Annotated in this window: 17 protein-coding genes; 14 read left to right on the plus strand and 3 right to left on the minus strand. The window is 54.8% G+C overall.

The window, feature by feature from the left end; translation table 11 throughout:
- Position 1: 1 nt before the first annotated feature.
- On the minus strand, positions 2–1,408 hold the full coding sequence (locus tag M2407_RS03520) for a VOC family protein (protein ID WP_020826135.1): 1,407 nt from the start codon (positions 1,406–1,408) through the stop codon (positions 2–4).
- Positions 1,409–1,935: 527 nt separating this feature from the next.
- Between M2407_RS03520 and M2407_RS03525 the strand changes: the two genes are divergently transcribed.
- The 7 genes from M2407_RS03525 to M2407_RS03555 all read left to right on the plus strand — a co-directional run bounded on the left by M2407_RS03525 (position 1,936) and on the right by M2407_RS03555 (position 6,189).
- Entirely contained in the window at positions 1,936–2,145 is a 210-nt protein-coding gene (locus M2407_RS03525) for a cold shock domain-containing protein (RefSeq protein WP_259216750.1), read from the plus strand.
- A 221-nt stretch (positions 2,146–2,366) separates the two neighbouring features.
- Complete coding sequence (locus tag M2407_RS03530; protein WP_006320799.1) at positions 2,367–2,588, plus strand: cold-shock protein; 222 nt, start codon at positions 2,367–2,369, stop codon at positions 2,586–2,588.
- 109 nt (positions 2,589–2,697) lie between these two features.
- The gene (locus M2407_RS03535) at positions 2,698–3,924 is read left to right on the plus strand and encodes a winged helix-turn-helix domain-containing protein (RefSeq protein WP_259216751.1); all 1,227 of its coding nucleotides are present in this window, start codon (positions 2,698–2,700) and stop codon (positions 3,922–3,924) included.
- Positions 3,897–4,118, plus strand: a complete 222-nt coding sequence (locus M2407_RS03540) for a hypothetical protein (protein ID WP_259216752.1) — start codon at positions 3,897–3,899, stop codon at positions 4,116–4,118. Before M2407_RS03535 ends, M2407_RS03540 begins: the two co-directional genes overlap by 28 nt.
- Before the next feature lie 96 nt (positions 4,119–4,214).
- A complete protein-coding gene (locus M2407_RS03545; RefSeq protein WP_006320791.1) occupies positions 4,215–4,397 on the plus strand; it encodes a Trm112 family protein in 183 nt (60 codons plus the stop codon).
- Entirely contained in the window at positions 4,394–5,143 is a 750-nt protein-coding gene (kdsB, locus tag M2407_RS03550) for a 3-deoxy-manno-octulosonate cytidylyltransferase (protein WP_259216753.1), read from the plus strand. Before M2407_RS03545 ends, kdsB begins: the two co-directional genes overlap by 4 nt.
- Positions 5,144–5,292: 149 nt before the next feature.
- Positions 5,293–6,189 (plus strand): YcbJ family phosphotransferase, encoded by an 897-nt coding sequence (locus tag M2407_RS03555; RefSeq protein WP_130015492.1) that lies wholly within the window; start codon positions 5,293–5,295, stop codon positions 6,187–6,189.
- Between the two features lie 6 nt (positions 6,190–6,195).
- Here the strand turns inward: M2407_RS03555 and elyC are convergent, their stop codons facing one another.
- Positions 6,196–6,969, minus strand: a complete 774-nt coding sequence (gene elyC / locus M2407_RS03560) for an envelope biogenesis factor ElyC (RefSeq protein WP_046373991.1) — start codon at positions 6,967–6,969, stop codon at positions 6,196–6,198.
- 151 nt (positions 6,970–7,120) lie between these two features.
- On the opposite strand from elyC, the gene cmoM reads away from it, so the two are divergent.
- From cmoM to M2407_RS03595, 7 genes are all read left to right on the plus strand, one after another.
- On the plus strand, positions 7,121–7,906 hold the full coding sequence (gene cmoM, locus M2407_RS03565; RefSeq protein ID WP_020826142.1) for a tRNA uridine 5-oxyacetic acid(34) methyltransferase CmoM: 786 nt from the start codon (positions 7,121–7,123) through the stop codon (positions 7,904–7,906).
- Complete coding sequence (mukF, locus tag M2407_RS03570; RefSeq protein ID WP_020826143.1) at positions 7,903–9,225, plus strand: chromosome partition protein MukF; 1,323 nt, start codon at positions 7,903–7,905, stop codon at positions 9,223–9,225. The genes cmoM and mukF overlap by 4 nt, the downstream gene beginning before the upstream one ends.
- Complete coding sequence (gene mukE, locus M2407_RS03575; protein WP_041414390.1) at positions 9,206–9,934, plus strand: chromosome partition protein MukE; 729 nt, start codon at positions 9,206–9,208, stop codon at positions 9,932–9,934. Before mukF ends, mukE begins: the two co-directional genes overlap by 20 nt.
- Positions 9,931–14,382 carry a chromosome partition protein MukB gene (mukB, locus tag M2407_RS03580; protein WP_020826145.1) on the plus strand — a complete coding sequence of 1,484 codons (4,452 nt, stop codon included), beginning with the start codon at positions 9,931–9,933 and terminating at the stop codon, positions 14,380–14,382. The genes mukE and mukB overlap by 4 nt, the downstream gene beginning before the upstream one ends.
- A 222-nt stretch (positions 14,383–14,604) precedes the next feature.
- Positions 14,605–16,446 (plus strand): L,D-transpeptidase, encoded by a 1,842-nt coding sequence (gene ldtD / locus M2407_RS03585; protein WP_142815550.1) that lies wholly within the window; start codon positions 14,605–14,607, stop codon positions 16,444–16,446.
- A gap of 181 nt (positions 16,447–16,627) precedes the next feature.
- The gene (locus M2407_RS03590; RefSeq protein WP_020826147.1) at positions 16,628–17,176 is read left to right on the plus strand and encodes a YcbK family protein; all 549 of its coding nucleotides are present in this window, start codon (positions 16,628–16,630) and stop codon (positions 17,174–17,176) included.
- 66 nt (positions 17,177–17,242) lie between these two features.
- On the plus strand, positions 17,243–17,890 hold the full coding sequence (locus M2407_RS03595; RefSeq protein ID WP_048761915.1) for an MBL fold metallo-hydrolase: 648 nt from the start codon (positions 17,243–17,245) through the stop codon (positions 17,888–17,890).
- Between the two features lie 70 nt (positions 17,891–17,960).
- Here M2407_RS03595 and M2407_RS03600 read toward each other — a convergent pair whose 3' ends face one another.
- Positions 17,961–19,151 carry an amino acid aminotransferase gene (locus tag M2407_RS03600; protein WP_259216754.1) on the minus strand — a complete coding sequence of 397 codons (1,191 nt, stop codon included), beginning with the start codon at positions 19,149–19,151 and terminating at the stop codon, positions 17,961–17,963.
- Positions 19,152–19,304: the final 153 nt, after the last annotated feature.

Raw genomic sequence — 19,304 nt, forward strand, 5'->3', positions numbered from 1 at the left:
TTCAAACCGCTAGCGCGTGCAGCCCCAAGGCTTGCGCGCAGGCATCTATCGAGCGTTGCTGTGTTTGCTGATACAGCGATAGCTCATCGATCACCTCGGCTCCCAAAGCCAGTTCAAACGCCGCTTTGCTGGACGTTGCGTTGTATTGCGCATGGCTGGTATCGCCGAGATTCGACTGGAAAATACCCGCGGCGCTGACCGGCAAGAAATCTTCATACACCAATGGCTGGAAGCGGATATATTCCTTGGCAATCAACTGTTCCAGCGTGCTGTGCTGATCCAATGAGTCTTTGGCTGCCAGCCCGCATTCGGTCGGGAAATAGCGGAACCAGGCCAACTGCTGCTCTCGCAGGGTGGCATAATCATCCGGAAACGCCTGAAAATTTTGCGCCAGCAGTTGATTGTAGCGGTCTGCGTTTTTCTCGTTGGGCGGTGCCTGCAGTGCATCGTTGGTAGCCTGCAGCAGACGATCGTAGAGTGCGCGGCCTTTCGTCGTCAACGCAACGCCGCGCTGTTCTATTTCACCGAAGCGGGCAGTATGGTGCCCGTGAACGGCGCTGCCGTCATGCTCAACGAAATCGACGTTTTCCTCCAGCGCTTTAAAGCTGGTTTGGCGCAGCAGGATAGGGCGTCGACGCGGCGGTGGCCCTTCAATCACCGCTTTGGGAGTGATGCCCCGGCCAGGCATTGCCTGTTGAACCAGATCGATATTAAGGGTGCGCGGCGTCAGGTGGTTAATGTGCGGGCCTTTGAACGCGACCACGTCAGCAATCAAACGGTGTTGGTCGTGCAACTGCTGATATTCGGCTGCGCTGACCGTCGCCCTGCTGTGCCAACGGAAGGTTTCCAGCGCTTGCTCGACAAATTCGTCGGCCTGGTTCTCGTCCAACCCACCCTGGGCTTCCTGCAAGGCGATCAGCTCCAGTGCGCGCTCGGTAAATATTCTACGACGCGCCAACAGTTGTTGCGCCAGTTGACGTAGTTCCGGATTATCAATCAGCTCTAGTCGCAAAAGCGAAGTGAACACGCGAAAGGGGCTGATTTGCAGCGCGTCTTCATGCACCGCACGAAATGCGGTGGAGTGGACCGGAACGCCTGCCACGGCCAGATCGTAATAACCGACCGGGGACATGCCCATAACGTTAAACAGCCGTCGCAGGGTCGCCAGTTCTTGCTCAGTTCCCACCCGGATAGCGCCGTGACGCTCCATGGCCAGCCGTTCGATTTCGCCGGTAATTTGTAATTGATGAGCCAATGCGGCATCTTCGCGCAGGACCTGTCTGTTAGTTTCCGCTACCAGTTCGAGCAAATCGCCGTACAGAGGTACCTCTTTTTGGTACATCTCTGACATGGCGTGGGAGAATCTGGCGCGGATTTCATTCGGTGAGACGAACTGCTGGGCGGTCATGCGCATAGCTCCTTGATTCAGTATAATCTGAAAAATTATATTTTTGACGGCATAAGTGCTGGCTGAAAGGCCATCTGCCTTGTTTTCACCTCAAGTTTAGCCATGTCGATTGGGTTTTGTTATAGCTTGGGCAAGCATATTAGATTTTTATGCGTTAGCTCTCATTTGAACAGCACAGGGCGGTAACATTGGCCGTCCAGAAGGCAATAACGCCAAGATTTTTACATAAAAAAAGATAAATTAACTCATGCACAATCATAGACATAAAAACAAATTCGAAGTAATGATAAAAATAAGGCAATAAACCTCTTGTGCAAAGAATAGATTTATGAGTAAATGCAAGTCGGCCTGTGATACAGACCTATTTATGTTCGAGTATAGAGTTAAGCAGTTCCTCCAAAAACGTTATCATCTGATTCCGCTTCAAAGACGAACCTTCTAAGTACCTCCCATAAGTAATGTTTCTAAAAACGGCCTAAATTGCCTTGTGGCAGGTTTTGTATATATATTTAAAAGGTAAATGTGTAATGTCTAAGAAGACTGGTCAGGTGAAGTGGTTCAACGAAAGCAAAGGTTTTGGTTTTATTGAACAGAACGACGGTGGAAAAGATGTATTCGTACATTTCTCTGCAATCGCGACCGACGTTTTCAAAACCCTGGCTGAAGGCCAGCGTGTTGAGTATACCATCCAGGACAGCCCGCGCGGGCCGGCTGCCGCCAACGTTGTTGCTCTGTAAGAAAACAGGGAATAGCGTAAAACGATCTTAATACAACCATGATGATGCGTTAATGCTGATTCATTGCGGAAGATATTAAGTTCAACAAGCCCGCCATAGTGCGGGTTTTTTATTTTTTGCTCACGAGAGGTTTGTTACGAAAAACTTTAGGATGGGCTGGTAGCGTCCAACAATAATAAAAAAGACGTTGTTATGGATGCTCAAGTAAAAGGATATAAGTTATGTTTAAAAATACTGTGTTACAAATGGGCCGTGTGAAATGGTTTGATCAGGCCGCAGGCTATGGTTTTATTTCACCGGTAGACGGTAGCGACGAAATTTATGTAAGCCGTCGTTCTATCGCCAATACTAAAAATAAATCATTGAACGAAGGTCAGAACGTTGAGTTCTCGATCTATCGCAGCTCTCATGGGCTGTCAGCGGCAGACGTTATCGCGTTCTGACCCATCCCTTCCTCGCCAGTGCCGGTGCCGCCACCCCAAGCACTGGCGAAGATAAATTCCCCGATATCCACTATTATCAAGCGATTGCTCAATCACTTCGGATATCAGGATGAACACCCCCGTTATTTCTCTTACTGCCGCCCGTGCGCTCCACCTTGCCGCACAGGGGTTGTTAACCCCGATAAAACGTAAAGCCAAGCCCGACGATGTGGTTGCCGCCATTCAGCGTATGGGCCTCCTGCAAATCGATACCATCAGCGTTGTCGCTCGCAGCCCCTATTTGGTGCTGTTCAGCCGCTTGGGTGATTATCAGCCCGAATGGCTGGAACAGGCGCTGGCCGGTAGACAGTTGTTCGAGTACTGGGCACATGAAGCCTGCTTTTTACCCATTGAAGATTTTGGCCTGCTGCGACATCGTATGCTGCAGCCTCAGGAGATGGGCTGGAAGTATTCCGAAGAGTGGATGCAGGACCATCGCACCGCAATTGATGCACTGCTGCAACATATTGAAGCCACTGGCCCCGTACGTTCGGCGGATTTTAGCGCCGAGAAGAAAGGCAACAGCGGTTGGTGGGATTGGAAGCCGGAAAAGCGACATCTCGAGATCCTGTTCACCGCCGGCAAACTTATGGTGGCTGAGCGACGCAACTTCCACCGCGTTTATGATCTTACTGAAAGGTTAATGCCCCATTGGGATGATAAAAGGCACGTATTGGCGGCCGATCATGCGCGGCATGAGATGTTGACGCGTACCTGTCGCTTCCTGGGGATATTCAAGGCTGAATGGCTGGCAGATTACTACCGACTGAAGCGAGTGGCGCCGAAGGCACTCCTGGCCGGGTTACAGCAGCAGGGGGAAGTGCTGCCGGTGTTGATCGACGGATTGGACGGGGAATTTTACGTACACCATTCGCTGGCCGCAGAACTGCACCTGGCGGAGCAAGGAAAGCTGAAATCAAGCGTAACCACTCTGCTTTCTCCCTTCGATCCAGTGGTTTGGGATCGCCGCCGCGCCCTGGAGTTGTTCGATTTCGATTACCGGTTGGAGTGTTACACGCCAAAAGAAAAACGGCAGTATGGCTATTTCACCCTTCCCGTGTTGCAACGTGGAGAACTGATTGGTCGCATTGATGCAAAAATGCATCGTCGGCAGGGTATATTTGAAATCATCAGTTTCCATCCGCAGACCAAGGTTCGCTTTGGTAAACAGCGTATGCAGGACATTCGGCAAGCCATCACCCGTAGTGCAAAATGGCACGGTGCAAATCAGGTTATTTTGGGTGATATTCCGGCACCGCTGGCGACCGAATGGCGCGAGGGTTGGGAAGTGGAATAACGAACGGCGTTGTCGGCGTGGGTAAAACGAATTCCAGCGCCGCTCGTTACAAGGAGGTGGCCTCAGTTGCTGAAGTTGGCAAACATGGCGATGATCTTATGAATACGTTTGATCATGAGAAATATCTTTTTGTGATATGGATCACAAAATTCTACGCCTGCGCCATTGCCAGTTCAATCCCTGCAGCAGATTAAAACGCAACAGCAAGGCAGCCGGTGATTAACCTGGCGCATAGCGTTGTGCTATCCTCATCCACTTTCCTTACGTAAGATCTCCACCCTGGAGGATGCATGGACCATCGTTTACTCGAAATCGTTGCCTGTCCGGTCTGCAACGGTAAGCTCTATTTCAACAAAGAAAACCAGGAACTGGTGTGTAAAGTGGATGGCCTGGCCTACCCGCTGCGTGATGGCATTCCGGTTCTGCTGGAAAATGAGGCGCGGGCGCTTTCATTGGATGAGAAACACGCATGAGTTTCGTCGCTATTATTCCAGCTCGTTATGCTTCAACCCGTTTGCCTGGAAAACCACTGGCCGATATTCACGGTAAGCCGATGGTGGTGCACGTCATGGAACGTGCGCGCGAGTCCGGTGCCAGCCGCGTCATTGTGGCGACCGACCACCCAGCCGTCGCCGAAGCGGTGAAAGCGGCCGGTGGTGAAGTTTGCATGACCCGGGCCGATCACAATTCGGGCACCGAACGTTTGGCTGAAGTGATCGAGCATTATGGCTTTAATGATGACGAAATCATCGTTAACGTTCAGGGTGACGAACCTCTTATCCCTCCGGTCATAGTACGGCAGGTGGCTGAAAACCTGGCGGGCAGCCAGGCTGGTATGGCTACCTTGGCAGTGCCGATCGACAGTGCGGAAGAAGCCTTCAACCCCAATGCAGTTAAGGTGGTTATGGATGCGAAGGGCTATGCGCTCTACTTTTCACGCGCCACCATTCCGTGGGATCGTGAACGTTTCGCCCAATCCAAAGAGAGCATCGGCGACAGCCTGTTGCGGCATATCGGCATTTACGCCTATCGCGCCGGCTTTGTGCGCCGTTATGTCACCTGGGCGCCAAGCCAACTGGAACAAATTGAGCTGCTGGAGCAGTTGCGGGTGCTGTGGTACGGCGAAAAAATCCACGTGGCGGTTGCCAAGGCAATGCCGAGCGTGGGGGTTGATACGCCGGAAGACTTGCAGCGTGTCCGTGACAGCATGAAAAGCTGATCATTGAACGCCGGTGCGCCACACGGCGCACCGGCGGCATTATCATTTCCCTTCTTATATCCCCATTTTGTTGATCTGCGTTGAAGAATTTATCTGCTTAGCGTTCGATGATAGCTGCGTCTCTTCCTATCTCTTGAGGCTATTTCCTTATGGAGCAGTTACGCGCTGAACTGAGTATTGTGCTGGGTGAGTCTATCAGCCGACTGGAACGCGTCAGCGAGCAGCCTTATGCACACATGTATTCACTGTACGACCAACAGGGGTACGCTATTCCGCTGATGGCGAAAAGCTTTGTCTGCCAAGGGATTGCCCAGCAGGAGGCCTATAAGCTGTCGATGCTGGCGCGCGAAGGCGATATTCGTTTGCCGACGGTGTATGGCGTGGTCTATACCCAGCAATCACCCTATAAAGAGATCTTGCTGATAGAACGTTTGCGGGGCGTATCCGCAGAAGCGCCGACGCGCACACCGGATCGCTGGAATTCGTTGATGGAACAGGTGGTCGACGGCATATTAGCCTGGCACCGCATCGACAGCCACGGCTGCGTCGGCACGGTCGACAGCACTCAGGAAAACGACTGGTTCTGCTGGTATCAACAGCGGGTGGAAGTGCTGTGGTCAACGGTCAGCAACCTTAATTCGCCGCAGCTGACGATGGCAGACCGTCGCTTGCTGTATCGCACACGTGAAGCATTGACCCATTTTTTTGTCGGATTCGACGATCCCTGCGTGCTGGTGCACGGCAACTTGTCTCTACGCAGTATGTTAAAAGACCCCAAAAGCGATCAATTACTGGCGATGTTGAACCCTGGAATGATGCTGTGGGCGCCACGGGAATATGAGCTTTTCAGGCTGTGTGAGGCAGGAATGCCCAGTCAGTTGCTGTTTTATTATTTGCAACGTGCGCCGGTGGCGGAATCTTTCCTGGTGCGGCGCTGGTTGTATGTGGTGTGGGAGGCGGTGGGGCGGTTGATTCATACCGGCAAGCTGGATCGGCAACCGTTTGATTATGCTTCCAAACAGCTGCTGCCCTGGCTTGCCGGTTAAGCTTGTTTAGTCGACAGAAACCTCATCGGCCCCTTTAAGCCATTGCCACAGGCTGCCGAGCGTTTCATACCAGGCGCGTTCGCTGTGGCCAAGGAACATAGCCGATGGCACCACGCGATCCCAGATATTCAAACGTGAGCTGATGGCCAATTGGTTGGCCGGTGCCGGGATAGGGTGCAGCCCCTTGGCTTCAAAGAAGCGCATCGCCCTTGGCAAATGGTTAGCCGAGGTCACCAGAATAAAGGGCTGTTGCCCGACCAGCTTCGACACCTGCAACGCCTCTTGCTCGGTATCCATCGGGCGATCCAACAGCACCATGTCGCTGCCTGGCACTCCCAGGCTTTCCGCTACCTTCGCCGCCGTCGCCGCGTTACTCAGAGTATTGGGCCCCCCGGCTCCGGTGAATACCATTTTTGCCCCGGGATGCGCGAGATACAGGCGCACGCCTTCCGTGACGCGTGGCAGGCTGTTACCGATCAGGTTGGAACTGGGGGCCCAATCGGGATTAAAGGTATAACCGCCTCCCAGCACCACGATATACTTTACCGGGTCAGTGCCGCGATAGGTGACATACTCCGATTCGATTGGGCGTAGCAGCCTGTCGGCCACCGGCTGCAGGCTGAAAAGCAGTAAAAACAGCCAGCTCAACGTCAAAATGACCCTGCCGCTTTTTTGCCAACGGGTGAACCACAGCAGCAACAGCGCCAGTCCCATCAACAGCAGCAGTGCAGGTAACGGCATTAAAATGGCGCCAATGAACTTTTTCAGGTTAAACAGCATCAAAAATCAGGTCCTTTTGGGCGAAAAAACGACATCCGGGCACATTCAGGCCGCAAGAAGATTCATTCTAAGCCAGTCTGTGCCAAAATAGCAGGTTTGAATGGGCTGGCGCTTTGCCCCCAACAGAATAAGATCAGCGGAGCCGTTGTCCATGCAGGATCGCAATTTTGACGATATTGCTGAAAAGTTTGCGCGTAATATTTACGGCACCACCAAAGGGAAAATCCGTCAGGCGGTAGTCTGGCAGGATCTGACCACGCTGTTGGCCCAGTTGCCGCAGCGGCCGCTGCGCATTCTGGATGCCGGCGGCGGCGAAGGCCATATGGCCTGCCAATTGGCAGAATTAGGACATCAGGTGTTGTTGTGCGATCTTTCTGGTGAGATGATCCAACGCGCCGCATTACTGGCTGAGCAGAAAGGTGTGAGCCAGAACATGCAATTCATACAAAGTTCAGCACAGGATATTGGCCAACATTTGGAACAGCCGGTTGATCTGGTATTGTTTCATGCTGTGCTTGAATGGATTGCCGAACCTGAAGCGGCACTGCGGGCGTTGTTCGACTGCCTGCTGCCAGGTGGCGCACTGTCATTGATGTTCTTTAATGCCAATGGCCTCTTGATGCGTAACGTGGTGTTGGGTAATTTCCAACTGGTGAACCCCGAGGTCAGAAGGCGCAGAAAGCGTTCGTTGTCACCGCAATATCCACATAGTCCGCCGCAGGTATACGGCTGGCTGGAACAATTGGGCATGCGCATCAGCGGGAAAACCGGCGTGCGGGTGTTCCACGATTACCTGCAAAGCAGGCAGTTACAGACGCAAAAATTTGAAGAGTTACTGGCGCTTGAACAGCACTATTGCCGGCAGGAGCCGTACGTGAGTTTGGGGCGCTATATTCACGTCATGGCGCATAAACCAAACCTGAAGGACGAACTATGAGTGAATTTTCCCAGACAGTACCCGAACTGGTCGCCTGGGCACGGAAAAATGATTTCTCTATTTCGCTCCCTACGGAGCGTCTCGCGTTTTTGCTTGCTATCGCCACATTGAACGGCGAGCGGCTGGACGGCGAGATGAGCGAAGGTGAGCTGGTTGATGCATTTCGCCATGTCAGCAAGGGTTTCGAACAGACGCATGAAACGGTGGCGGTCCGCGCCAACAATGCGATTAACGACATGGTGCGCCAGCGCCTGTTAAACCGCTTCACCAGCGAACTGGCGGACGGTAACGCAATTTACCGTTTGACGCCGCTGGGGATCGGCATTACCGATTACTATATTCGTCAGCGCGAATTCTCCACGCTGCGTCTGTCGATGCAGCTGTCGATCGTGGCGCAAGAGCTGAAACGCGCCGCCGACGCCGCCGAAGAGGGCGGTGACGATTTCCACTGGCACCGCAACGTATTTGCCCCGCTGAAATATTCGGTAGCGGAAATCTTCGACAGCATCGACATGACCCAACGGGTGATGGATGAACAGCAGCAGGGCGTAAAAGATGATATCGCTGCGCTGCTGAACCAGGACTGGCGGGCGGCCATTTCCAGCTGTGAGATGCTGCTGTCCGAAACCTCAGGCACCCTGCGTGAACTGCAGGATACTCTGGAAGCGGCAGGCGACAAGCTGCAGGCCAACCTGCTGCGCATTCAGGATGCTACACTGGGTGGCGCGGAGCTGGGCTTCGTCGATAAGCTGGTGTTCGACTTGCAAAGCAAGCTCGACCGCATCATCAGTTGGGGCCAGCAGGCGATCGACCTGTGGATTGGCTACGACCGCCACGTGCACAAATTTATCCGTACCGCGATCGACATGGACAAGAACCGGGTGTTCGCCCAGCGTTTGCGCCAGTCGGTGCAGAACTATTTCGACAATCCATGGACACTGACCCATGCCAACGCCGATCGCCTGCTGGATATGCGTGACGAAGAGCTGGCCTTGCGCAGCGAGGAAGTGACCGGGGAATTGCCGCCGGATCTGGAATTCGAGGAGTTCAGCGAAATTCGCGAGCAACTGGCGGCCATGATCGAACAGGCGTTGAAGATTTATCAGGAACAACAGATGCCGCTCAATTTAGGGGCGGTGATGCGCGATTATCTGGCGCAATATCCGCGTGCCCGTCATTTCGATGTGGCACGTATAGTGGTCGACCAGGCAGTGCGCCTTGGTGTGGCTGAAGCAGATTTTTCAGGGTTGCCGGCACAATGGCAGGCAATCAATGATTACGGAGCCAAGGTCCAGGCCCATGTCATCGACAAATATTGAACAAGTAATGCCAGTCAAGCTGGCCAAGGCATTGTCTAACGCGCTGTTCCCTGCGCTGGACAGCCATCTGCGCGCAGGTCGTCACATCGGTATCGATGAGCTGGACAACCACGCCTTCTTAATGGATTTCCAGGATGAACTGGAAGAGTTTTACGCCCGCTACAGCGTGGAGTTGATCCGCGCGCCGGAAGGGTTCTTCTATCTGCGTCCGCGGTCCACTACCCTGATCCCGCGTTCGGTTTTATCCGAACTGGACATGATGGTGGGGAAAATCCTGTGCTATCTCTACCTCAGCCCGGAGCGTCTGGCGCATGAGGGGATCTTCAGCCATCAGGAGCTGTACGACGAGTTGCTGAGCCTGGCGGACGAAACCAAATTGCTGAAGTTCGTTAATCAGCGCTCTACCGGTTCGGATCTCGATCGCCAGAAGCTGCACGAAAAAGTGCGCACTTCACTGAACCGCCTGCGTCGTCTGGGCATGATCTACTTCATGGGCAATGACAGCAGCAAGTTCCGCATCACCGAAGCGGTGTTCCGCTTTGGCGCCGATGTGCGCAGCGGAGACGATCCGCGTGAAGCGCAGTTACGTATGATCCGTGACGGCGAAGCGATGCCGGTTGAAAACAGCCTGTCGCTGACTGATGAAAGCGATGCTGAAGATTCGCAGCTTGATACCACACCGGACAGTGCAGAGGATGAACAGGAATGATTGAACGCGGTAAATTTCGCTCGCTGACGCTGGTCAACTGGAACGGCTTCTTCGCCCGCACCTTTGATCTCGATGAGTTGGTGACCACGCTGTCCGGCGGTAACGGGGCAGGGAAATCCACCACCATGGCGGCTTTCGTCACTGCGCTTATCCCCGACTTGACGCTGTTGCACTTTCGTAACACCACCGAAGCCGGCGCCACCAGCGGCTCGCGCGACAAAGGTCTTCACGGTAAGCTGCGTGCTGGGGTGTGTTATTCCACTCTTGATGTGATCAACTCACGCCACCAGCGTGTGGTGGTGGGCGTGCGCCTGCAACAGGTGGCCGGCCGTGACCGTAAAGTGGACATCAAGCCATTCACCATTCAGGGCCTGCCAACGGCAGTACAGCCGACCGAACTTTTGACCCAAACGGTGGGCGAGCGCCAGGCGCGCGTGCTGACACTGCAGGAGTTGAAAGAGCGCGTTGAAGAGATGGAAGGCGTGCAGTTCAAGCAATTCAACTCCATCACCGACTACCACTCATTAATGTTCGATCTGGGCGTGATCCCGAAACGCTTGCGTTCATCGTCCGATCGCAGCAAGTTCTATCGCCTGATCGAAGCTTCACTGTACGGCGGTATTTCCAGCGCCATCACCCGCTCATTGCGCGACTATCTGTTGCCGGAAAACAGCGGCGTGCGCAAGGCCTTCCAGGACATGGAAGCGGCGCTGCGTGAAAACCGCATGACGCTGGAAGCGATCCGCGTGACCCAAAGCGATCGCGATCTGTTCAAGCACCTGATTTCAGAAGCCACCTCCTACGTGGCGGCGGACTATATGCGCCATGCCAATGAGCGGCGTATTCATCTGGACGGCGCGCTGGCATTGCGCAGCGATCTGTTGGGCAGCCGCAAACAGCTGGCTGCTGAGCAGTATCGCCATGTCGAAATGGCGCGCGAACTGGCGGAGCAGAGTGGCGCAGAATCCGATCTGGAAACGGATTATCAGGCCGCCAGCGATCACCTTAACCTGGTGCAGACGGCGATGCGTCAGCAGGAAAAGATCGAGCGTTATGAAGGCGATCTGGAAGAGCTGACCTACCGTCTGGAAGAACAGAACGAAGTGGTGGCGGAGGCCAGCGAACAGCAGGCCGAAAACGAAGCGCGCGCCGAGGCGGCCGAACTGGAAGTGGATGAGCTGAAAAGCCAACTCGCCGACTACCAGCAGGCGCTGGACGTGCAGCAGACCCGCGCCATTCAATATCAGCAAGCGTTGCAGGCGTTGGAACGTGCGCGAGCACTGTGCCAACTGCCGGAGCTGACCGCCGAAAATGCCGAACAGTGGCTGGATACCTTCCAGGCGCGCGAGCAAGAGGCGACGGAAGCCTTGCTGATGCTCGAGCAGAAACTGAGCGTGGCCGATGCCGCGCACGGTCAGTTTGAACAGGCTTATCAGCTGGTGGGGAAAATCGCCGGTCAGGTCAGCCGCAGCGAAGCCTGGCAGTGCGCGCGCGAATTGCTGCGCGACTGGCCATCGCAACAACACCTTGCCGAACGCGTACAGCCATTGCGCATGCGCCTGAGCGAGCTGGAACAACGTCTGCGCTCCCAGCAGGATGCCGAACGCCTGCTGCAGGAATTCTGCAAGCGCCATGGTCAGCAGTATCAGCCGGATGAACTCGATGCTCTGCAACAAGAGCTGGAAGAGCGTCTGGAGTCGCTGTCGCAAAGCGTCAGCGAGGCCGGCGAACGCCGGATGGAAATGCGCCAGGAACTGGAGCAAATTCAGCAACGCATTCGTGAGCTCACCACCCGCGCCCCTGTCTGGTTAGCGGCGCAGGATGCCCTGAGCCAGCTCAGCGAGCAGAGCGGCGAACCGCTGGAAAGCAGCCAGCAGGTGACTGAGTACATGCAGCAACTGCTGGAGCGCGAACGTGAAACCACCGTTGAGCGTGACGAAGTGGCTGCCAGCAAGCGTGCGGTTGAAGCGCAGATCGAACGTCTCAGCCAGCCGGGCGGGGCCGAAGACCAACGCCTGGTTACGCTGGCCGAACGTTTTGGCGGCGTGCTGCTCTCCGAAATTTACGACGATGTCACTATCGACGATGCGCCTTACTTCTCCGCATTGTATGGCCCGTCGCGTCACGCGATCGTGGTGCCGGATCTGTCGCTGGTTCGCGAAATGCTGGAAGGGTTGGAAGATTGCCCGGAAGATCTCTATCTGATCGAAGGGGATCCGCAGTCATTCGATGACAGCGTGTTCGCCGTTGAAGAGCAGGACCGCGCGGTGTTGGTGAAAACCGCCGATCGTCAATGGCGTTACTCCCGTTATCCGGAAGTGCCGCTGTTTGGTCGCGCTGCCCGCGAAAACCGCCTTGAAGTGCTGCACGCCGAGCGTGAAACGCTGGCCGAGCGTTACGCCACGTTGTCATTCGACGTGCAAAAGACCCAGCGTTCGCATCAGGCCTTCAGCCGCTTCATCGGCTCTCATCTGGCGGTGGCGTTTGACGCCGATCCGGAAGCGGAAATCCGCAGCCTCACATCCCGTCGCGGTGAAGTAGAGCGTGCGCTGAACAACCATGAAGCGCAGAACCAGCAGCAACGCCAGCAATATGAGCAGGCGAAAGAAGGCATCTCCGCGCTGAACCGCCTGATGCCGTTGGTCTCATTGTTAAACGATGAAACCCTGCAGGATCGCGTAGAAGAAATCCGTGAAGAGCTGGAAGAGGCGCAGGATGCCGCGCGTCATATTCAGCAGCACGGCGTTTCCCTGACCAAGCTGGAGCCGTTGCTGTCGGTGCTGCAGAGCGATCCGCAGCAACATGAGCAGTTACAGCAGGATTACATCCAGGCGCAAAGCGTACAGCGTCAGGCTAAACAGCAGGCGTTTGCCTTGATCGAAGTGGTGCAGCGCCGCGCGCACTTCGGTTATACCGACTCTGCCGGTATGCAAAACGCCAACAACGATTTGAACGACAAGCTGCGCCAACGTCTTGAACACGCGGAAGCGGAACGTACCCGTGCCCGCGAGCAGTTACGTCAGTACCAGACCCAGTTTACTCAGTACAGCCAAGTGTTGGCGTCGCTGAAAAGCTCGTATGACGCCAAGCGCGACATGCTGAAAGAACTGAGCCAGGAGCTGGTCGACATTGGCGTACAGGCGGATGCCAATGCTGAAGCCCGTGCCCGCGCACGTCGTGATGAACTGCACGCCGGCCTGAGCAACAACCGCGCGCGCCGCAACCAGTTGGAAAAACAGCTGACCTTCTGCGAAGCGGAAATGGACGGTCTGCAGAAGAAACTGCGTAAGCTTGAGCGTGATTACCATCAGTTGCGTGAGCAGGTGGTGACCGCCAAGGCGGGCTGGTGCGCAGTGATGCGCATGGTGAAAGACAACGGAGTTGAACGTCGTCTGCACCGTCGCGAACTGGCTTATATGGACGGCGACGAACTGCGCTCGATGTCGGATAAGGCGCTCGGTGCGCTGCGTCTGGCAGTATCGGATAACGAACACCTGCGCGACGTGCTGCGTCTGTCGGAAGATCCTAAGCGTCCTGAACGCAAGATCCAGTTCTATATCGCGGTGTACCAGCATCTGCGCGAGCGTATTCGTCAGGACATCATTCGTACTGATGACCCGGTCGAGGCTATTGAGCAGATGGAAATCGAACTGGGCCGTCTGACCGAAGAGCTGACCGCTCGTGAGCAGAAGCTGGCGATCAGTTCTAAGAGCGTGGCGAACATCATTCGCAAAACCATCCAGCGCGAACAGAACCGTATCCGTATGCTCAACCAGGGCTTGCAGGCGGTTTCCTTCGGCCAGGTGAAAAGCGTGCGATTGAACGTCAACGTGCGTGAAGCGCATGCGACCCTGTTGGACGTGCTCTCTGAGCAGCAGGAACAGCATCAGGATCTGTTTAACAGCAACCGCCTGACCTTCTCAGAAGCGCTGGCCAAGCTGTACCAGCGCCTGAATCCGCAGATTGATATGGGCCAGCGCACGCCGCAGACCATTGGTGAAGAGCTGCTCGATTACCGTAACTACCTCGAGCTGGAAGTGGAAGTGTTCCGTGGCTCCGACGGCTGGTTGCGTGCCGAGAGCGGCGCGTTGTCTACCGGTGAAGCGATCGGTACCGGGATGTCGATTCTGGTGATGGTGGTACAGAGTTGGGAAGAAGAATCTCGCCGCCTGCGCGGTAAAGATATCTCCCCATGCCGTCTGCTGTTCCTCGATGAAGCGGCTCGACTGGATGCCAAATCCATCGCGACCCTGTTTGAGCTGTGCGATCGCCTGGAAATGCAGCTGATCATCGCCGCACCGGAAAACATCAGCCCAGAAAAAGGGACCACGTATAAGCTGGTGCGTAAGGTGTTCCAGAACCATGAACACGTACACGTTGTGGGGCTGCGCGGTTTCGCTAACGAACCGCCTGCGGCACTGGGTGTCACCGCGGCTGAAACGCCGTAAGCGCAAAAAAGCCCGCTAATAATCTGAAAATAGCCGCCCTGGGGTGGCTATTTTTTTGTACGCATGGATGATAGTCCTGCTTTTTTATCCGCTTTTAAACGGGTAGCTTAATGAATTACAGTTATTCATTAGTGCCAAAGGGCAAAATGGCTTTTCTGTTCGTATACTGAAACTAATAAGCTGTCTTGGTTGTATTTTTTGTGAGCATACAGGGGGCAATGGATGTTGCTTAGAAATGGAAACAAGGTACGACGTTTGGCGTTGAGTTGTGCAATGGCATGTGGTCTTGCGTCGTCGCTACCCGTATGGGCAACCGTTCCTGCATTCCCGGTGGCGTCTTCCGGCATGTCAGTTGCGCAAAGTCGTTCGGAATTGCTCGCAGCGTTGCCGAAGGGCATTACGCCACATTATCTTTCAACGCTTGCTCCTTTGTACGCAGCGAACCGGATGCAACTGATGTGGCAGGATCGCGAAGCGGTACAGCAATTTCAGCAGCAGTTGGCCGAGTTGGCGATGTCTGGCGTTCAGCCGCAGTTCACCCAATGGGTGAAATTGCTGACCAATCCAGCCATTACCGGTGTAGCGCGCGATGTCGTACTGTCTGATGCGATGTTGGGCTATTTGCAGTTCGTTTCGTCGATCGGTGCCAATGGCAACAGCTGGCTGTATAGCAACATTCCCTACAAGCTCGGTTTGCCGCCGAATACGGTGATTAACCAGTGGCAGTTGGCGGTGCGTCAGGGTAAAACGGTGCCGTATGTCAACTCGCTGGCACCGCAGCACCCGCAATACGCCAAGATGCATCAGGCATTACGCGACATGCTGGCTGATGGACGCCCATGGCCGCAGATGGCCAATGGCCCGAGTTTGCGCCCCGATCAACTGAGCGATGATATTCCTGCCTTGCGCGAGATCCTGGCGCGCAACGGTATGCTGACCACTTCTGCCGCGCCGGCAGAGGCGCAGGAGCCGCCTGCGGTATTGACCGGTTCGCGCAATGAGCCAGACGATGGTGGCTTATCGGTAGATGAAGAGAAAAATCGTGAGGTCCAGAGTGCGGTAGTCAGCCCGGCCGCCGCGCCGGTAAAAGACTTGGCGCCGTCACCGCAATCGCCGTTCAGTCAGCAGCAGGAGAGTCCGGTCACGGTCACGGACAATCGCTATACTGCCGATTTGGTTGAGGGCGTTAAACGCTTCCAGAAATGGCAAGGGTTGAGCGCTGATGGCGTGATTGGCGTACGCACCCGCGAATGGCTTAACGTGACGCCGCAAATGCGTGCTTCGCTGTTGGCACTGAACATCCAGCGTTTACGCATTCTTCCCGGCCGCGTTGACACCGGAATTATGGTCAACATTCCTAACTACTCGTTGACCTATTACCTGAACGGCAATGAGGTGCTTTCGTCACGGGTGATCGTAGGGCGGCCCAGCCGCAAGACGCCGTTGATGAACAGTGCGCTGAACAATGTGGTAGTTAACCCGCCGTGGAACGTGCCGACCACGCTGGTGCGCGAAGACATTGTGCCGAAGGCGATGCGTGACGGCAGCTACTTCCAAAAACACGGTTATACCGTGCTTTCCGGCTGGAGCAACGATGCTGAGGTGATCAACCCGGCAATGATCGACTGGAATATGGTGTCGGCCCGTAACTTCCCGTACCGGATCCGCCAGGCTCCGGGAGCGACCAACTCGCTGGGGCGTTTTAAATTCAACATGCCGAGTTCGGACGCCATCTATTTGCACGACACGCCGAACCATAACCTGTTCCAGAAAGACATTCGTGCCCTGAGCTCGGGTTGCGTGCGGGTCAACAAGGCTTCGGATTTGGCGAATATGCTGTTGCAGGATGCGGGCTGGAACAATACCCGTGTTTCCTCCACCCTAAAACAGGGAAATACCACCTACGTAAATATCCGCCAGCATATTCCGGTTAAATTGTATTATTTAACCGCCTGGGTCTCTGATGATGGAAAGCCACAATTCCGTACAGATATTTACAATTACGATGATACGGTGAGATCGGGTGCACAAATTTTGGCTCAGGCTGAAAAATTAATGCAATAAATGCAGTAATTATAAATAAATAACGGTCAGAATATCGGGCCATGGTGCAGGCACTCATTCCGTGAGTGCCTGCAAACCGCGGGATATCACGGGTTGACTCAATCAGTGTGGGCGGTTATGGTTCAGGCAGTGCGCTGTTTTGTGCATATATTTTGATATTCTTGCCGGGTTTAACAGAAACATGGACAAAATTGATCATCATCGCCGTAAGTGGCTGGCGTTAGGTAGCGCCGCTGTGGGCATAGCGCTGCTCCCTGGGCAAGCCTTTGCCAGTCTTTCTACTTCGCGCCCGCGTATTCTTGTCGTTAATAATATGCATACGGGCGAATCCTTGAAAGCCGAATTCTTCGACGGCAAGGGATATAATAAAGACGAATTAGTTCGTCTTAATCATCTCTTCCGTGATTATCGAGCCAATAAAGTCAAGTCGATCGATCCTCGTCTATTTGATCACCTCTATCGCCTGCAGGGTCTGTTGGGCACCAACAAACCGGTACAGTTGGTTTCAGGTTATCGTTCCCTGGATACCAACAATGAGCTGCGTGAGCGCAGCCGCGGTGTGGCCAAGCACAGCTATCATACCAAGGGCCAGGCGATGGACTTCCATATCGAAGGCATCCAGTTGAGCAATATCCGCAAAGCGGCGTTAAAAATGAGCGCCGGTGGTGTAGGATATTACCCACGTAGCAACTTTGTACACATCGATACCGGCCCGGTGCGGACCTGGTAATCGCTGTGCACCATAAGTGAGTAGCGCCAGCCCGTCAGGGTATGGCGCTGTTGTCGTTGGAGCCTTATGAAATACCAAATTATTCCCGTTACCGCTTTTAGTCAGAATTGCAGCCTGATCTGGTGTGAGAGTACCCAACAGGCGGCGTTGGTCGATCCCGGCGGCGAAGCGGAGAAATTAAAGGCCGAAATTGCCAGGCAGGGCGTGACGGTCACGCAGATCCTGCTGACGCACGGCCATCTCGATCACGTAGGGGCAGCGGCTGAGCTGGCGGAACACTATCAGGTACCGATCTACGGTCCGGACAAGGAAGATGCTTTCTGGTTGGATGGTTTGCCTGCACAGAGCCGGATGTTTGGTCTGGAAGAGTGTGCGCCTCTGACGCCAACTCGCTGGCTGGAAGAAGGGGACAGCGTGCAGGTGGGTGAAATGACGCTCAAGGTGCTGCATTGCCCGGGTCATACTCCTGGCCATATCGTGTTTATTAATGAGCAGGCGCGGTTGGCGCTGGTGGGTGACGTATTGTTTAACGGTGGCGTGGGTCGCAGCGACTTCCCACGCGGCGATCACCAGGCATTAATCAACTCGATCCGCACCAAGCTCCTGCCACAGGGGGATGACATGGCGTTTATCCCGGGGCACGGACCGATGTCTACCTTCGGTCAAGAGCGTGAAACCAATCCGTTCCTGCGAGAAGAACCGGCCATCTGGTAAGGTTATTTCCCGGCAGAAATAACTAAGGGGCGCATTGAGCGCCCCTTTTGCTTATTTGAAACCGCAACCTTTACAGCACGGCGACGATGGCTTCACACAGAGGCGCCATATTGTCTGGCGTCATGCCGGCGACGTTAACCCGGCCGGAGTTAACGGCGTAAACGCCAAATTCGTCACGCAGGCGCAGCACCTGTTCTTTGGTCAATCCGCTGAACGAGAACATGCCGTTCTGATTAATGATAAAGCTGAAGTCCTGCTCTGCGCCTTTCTCCTGCAGAGTATTCACGAACAGCTGACGCATGCGGTGAATGCGTTGACGCATATCGGTCAGCTCCTGCTCCCACAGGGCGCGCAGCGCATTATCACCCAGGATGGTCGCAACCACCGCAGCACCGTGGGACGGCGGGTTGGAGTAGTTGGCGCGAATGGCGGCTTTCACCTGGCTGAAGGCGCGGTCAGCGGTATCCGCATCTGCAGCCACCAGAGTACAGGCGCCGACGCGTTCGTTGTATAGGCCGAAATTCTTCGAGTACGAGCTGGCTACGATCAGTTCCTGATGCTTGGCGGCGAAAATACGCAGGCCCTGCGCATCTTCTTCCAGACCTTTCGCGAAGCCCTGATAAGCAAAGTCGAACAGCGGCAGCCAGCCGTTAGCCACAGACAGCTCGGCTAACTGAGCCCACTGCTCAGGCGTAGGGTCAATGCCGGTTGGGTTATGGCAGCAACCATGGAACAGGACCACATCGCCTGCCTGAGCCTGTTTCAGGCTGTTCAGCAGGCCATCGAAGTCCAGCGCATGATTGGCCGCATCGTAGTAGGCATATTCCAGCACTTCCAGGCCGACGGCGCCAAACACGTTTTTATGGTTCGGCCAGCTTGGGTTGCTGATCCAGATGCGTTTAGCGTTGGTCTGGTTGGCGATGAAGTCAGCTGCCACACGCAGGCCGCCGGTGCCACCAGGCGTTTGCGCGGTGCGCGCACGCTTGTCGGCAATGATTGGGCTTTGTTTGCCGAACAGCAGCTCTTGCGTGCAGTTGGCGAAAGCGGGGATGCCCTCAATGCCGAGATAGTTTTTGGTGGTTTCATTTTCCAGCAGATACTGCTCAGCTTTTTTCACGCTGGTCAGCACCGGCGTTTTGCCGGTTTCGTCTTTGTAGACGCCAATGCCCAAATTGATTTTGTTCGGGCGCGCGTCGGCACGGAAAATGTCAGTCAGACCCAGAATCGGATCGGCAGGTGCAGCAGTGATTTTTTCAAACATGTCAGGTGCTTCCATGGCTCGGAGTTAAGCAGACAGAAGCATCAGGGTAGCGCCAGTAATGCGCTTTGCCAACCGTTTGCGAGAAAAACACAGCGATCTTGTGAAGGGCGCAGATTCAGCATAAAAAATGAGGAAGAAGGGGACATTGGCAGG

This window comes from Serratia sp. BIGb0234, assembly GCF_024809915.1.
GTDB classification, from domain to species: Bacteria; Pseudomonadota; Gammaproteobacteria; order Enterobacterales; family Enterobacteriaceae; genus Serratia; species Serratia liquefaciens.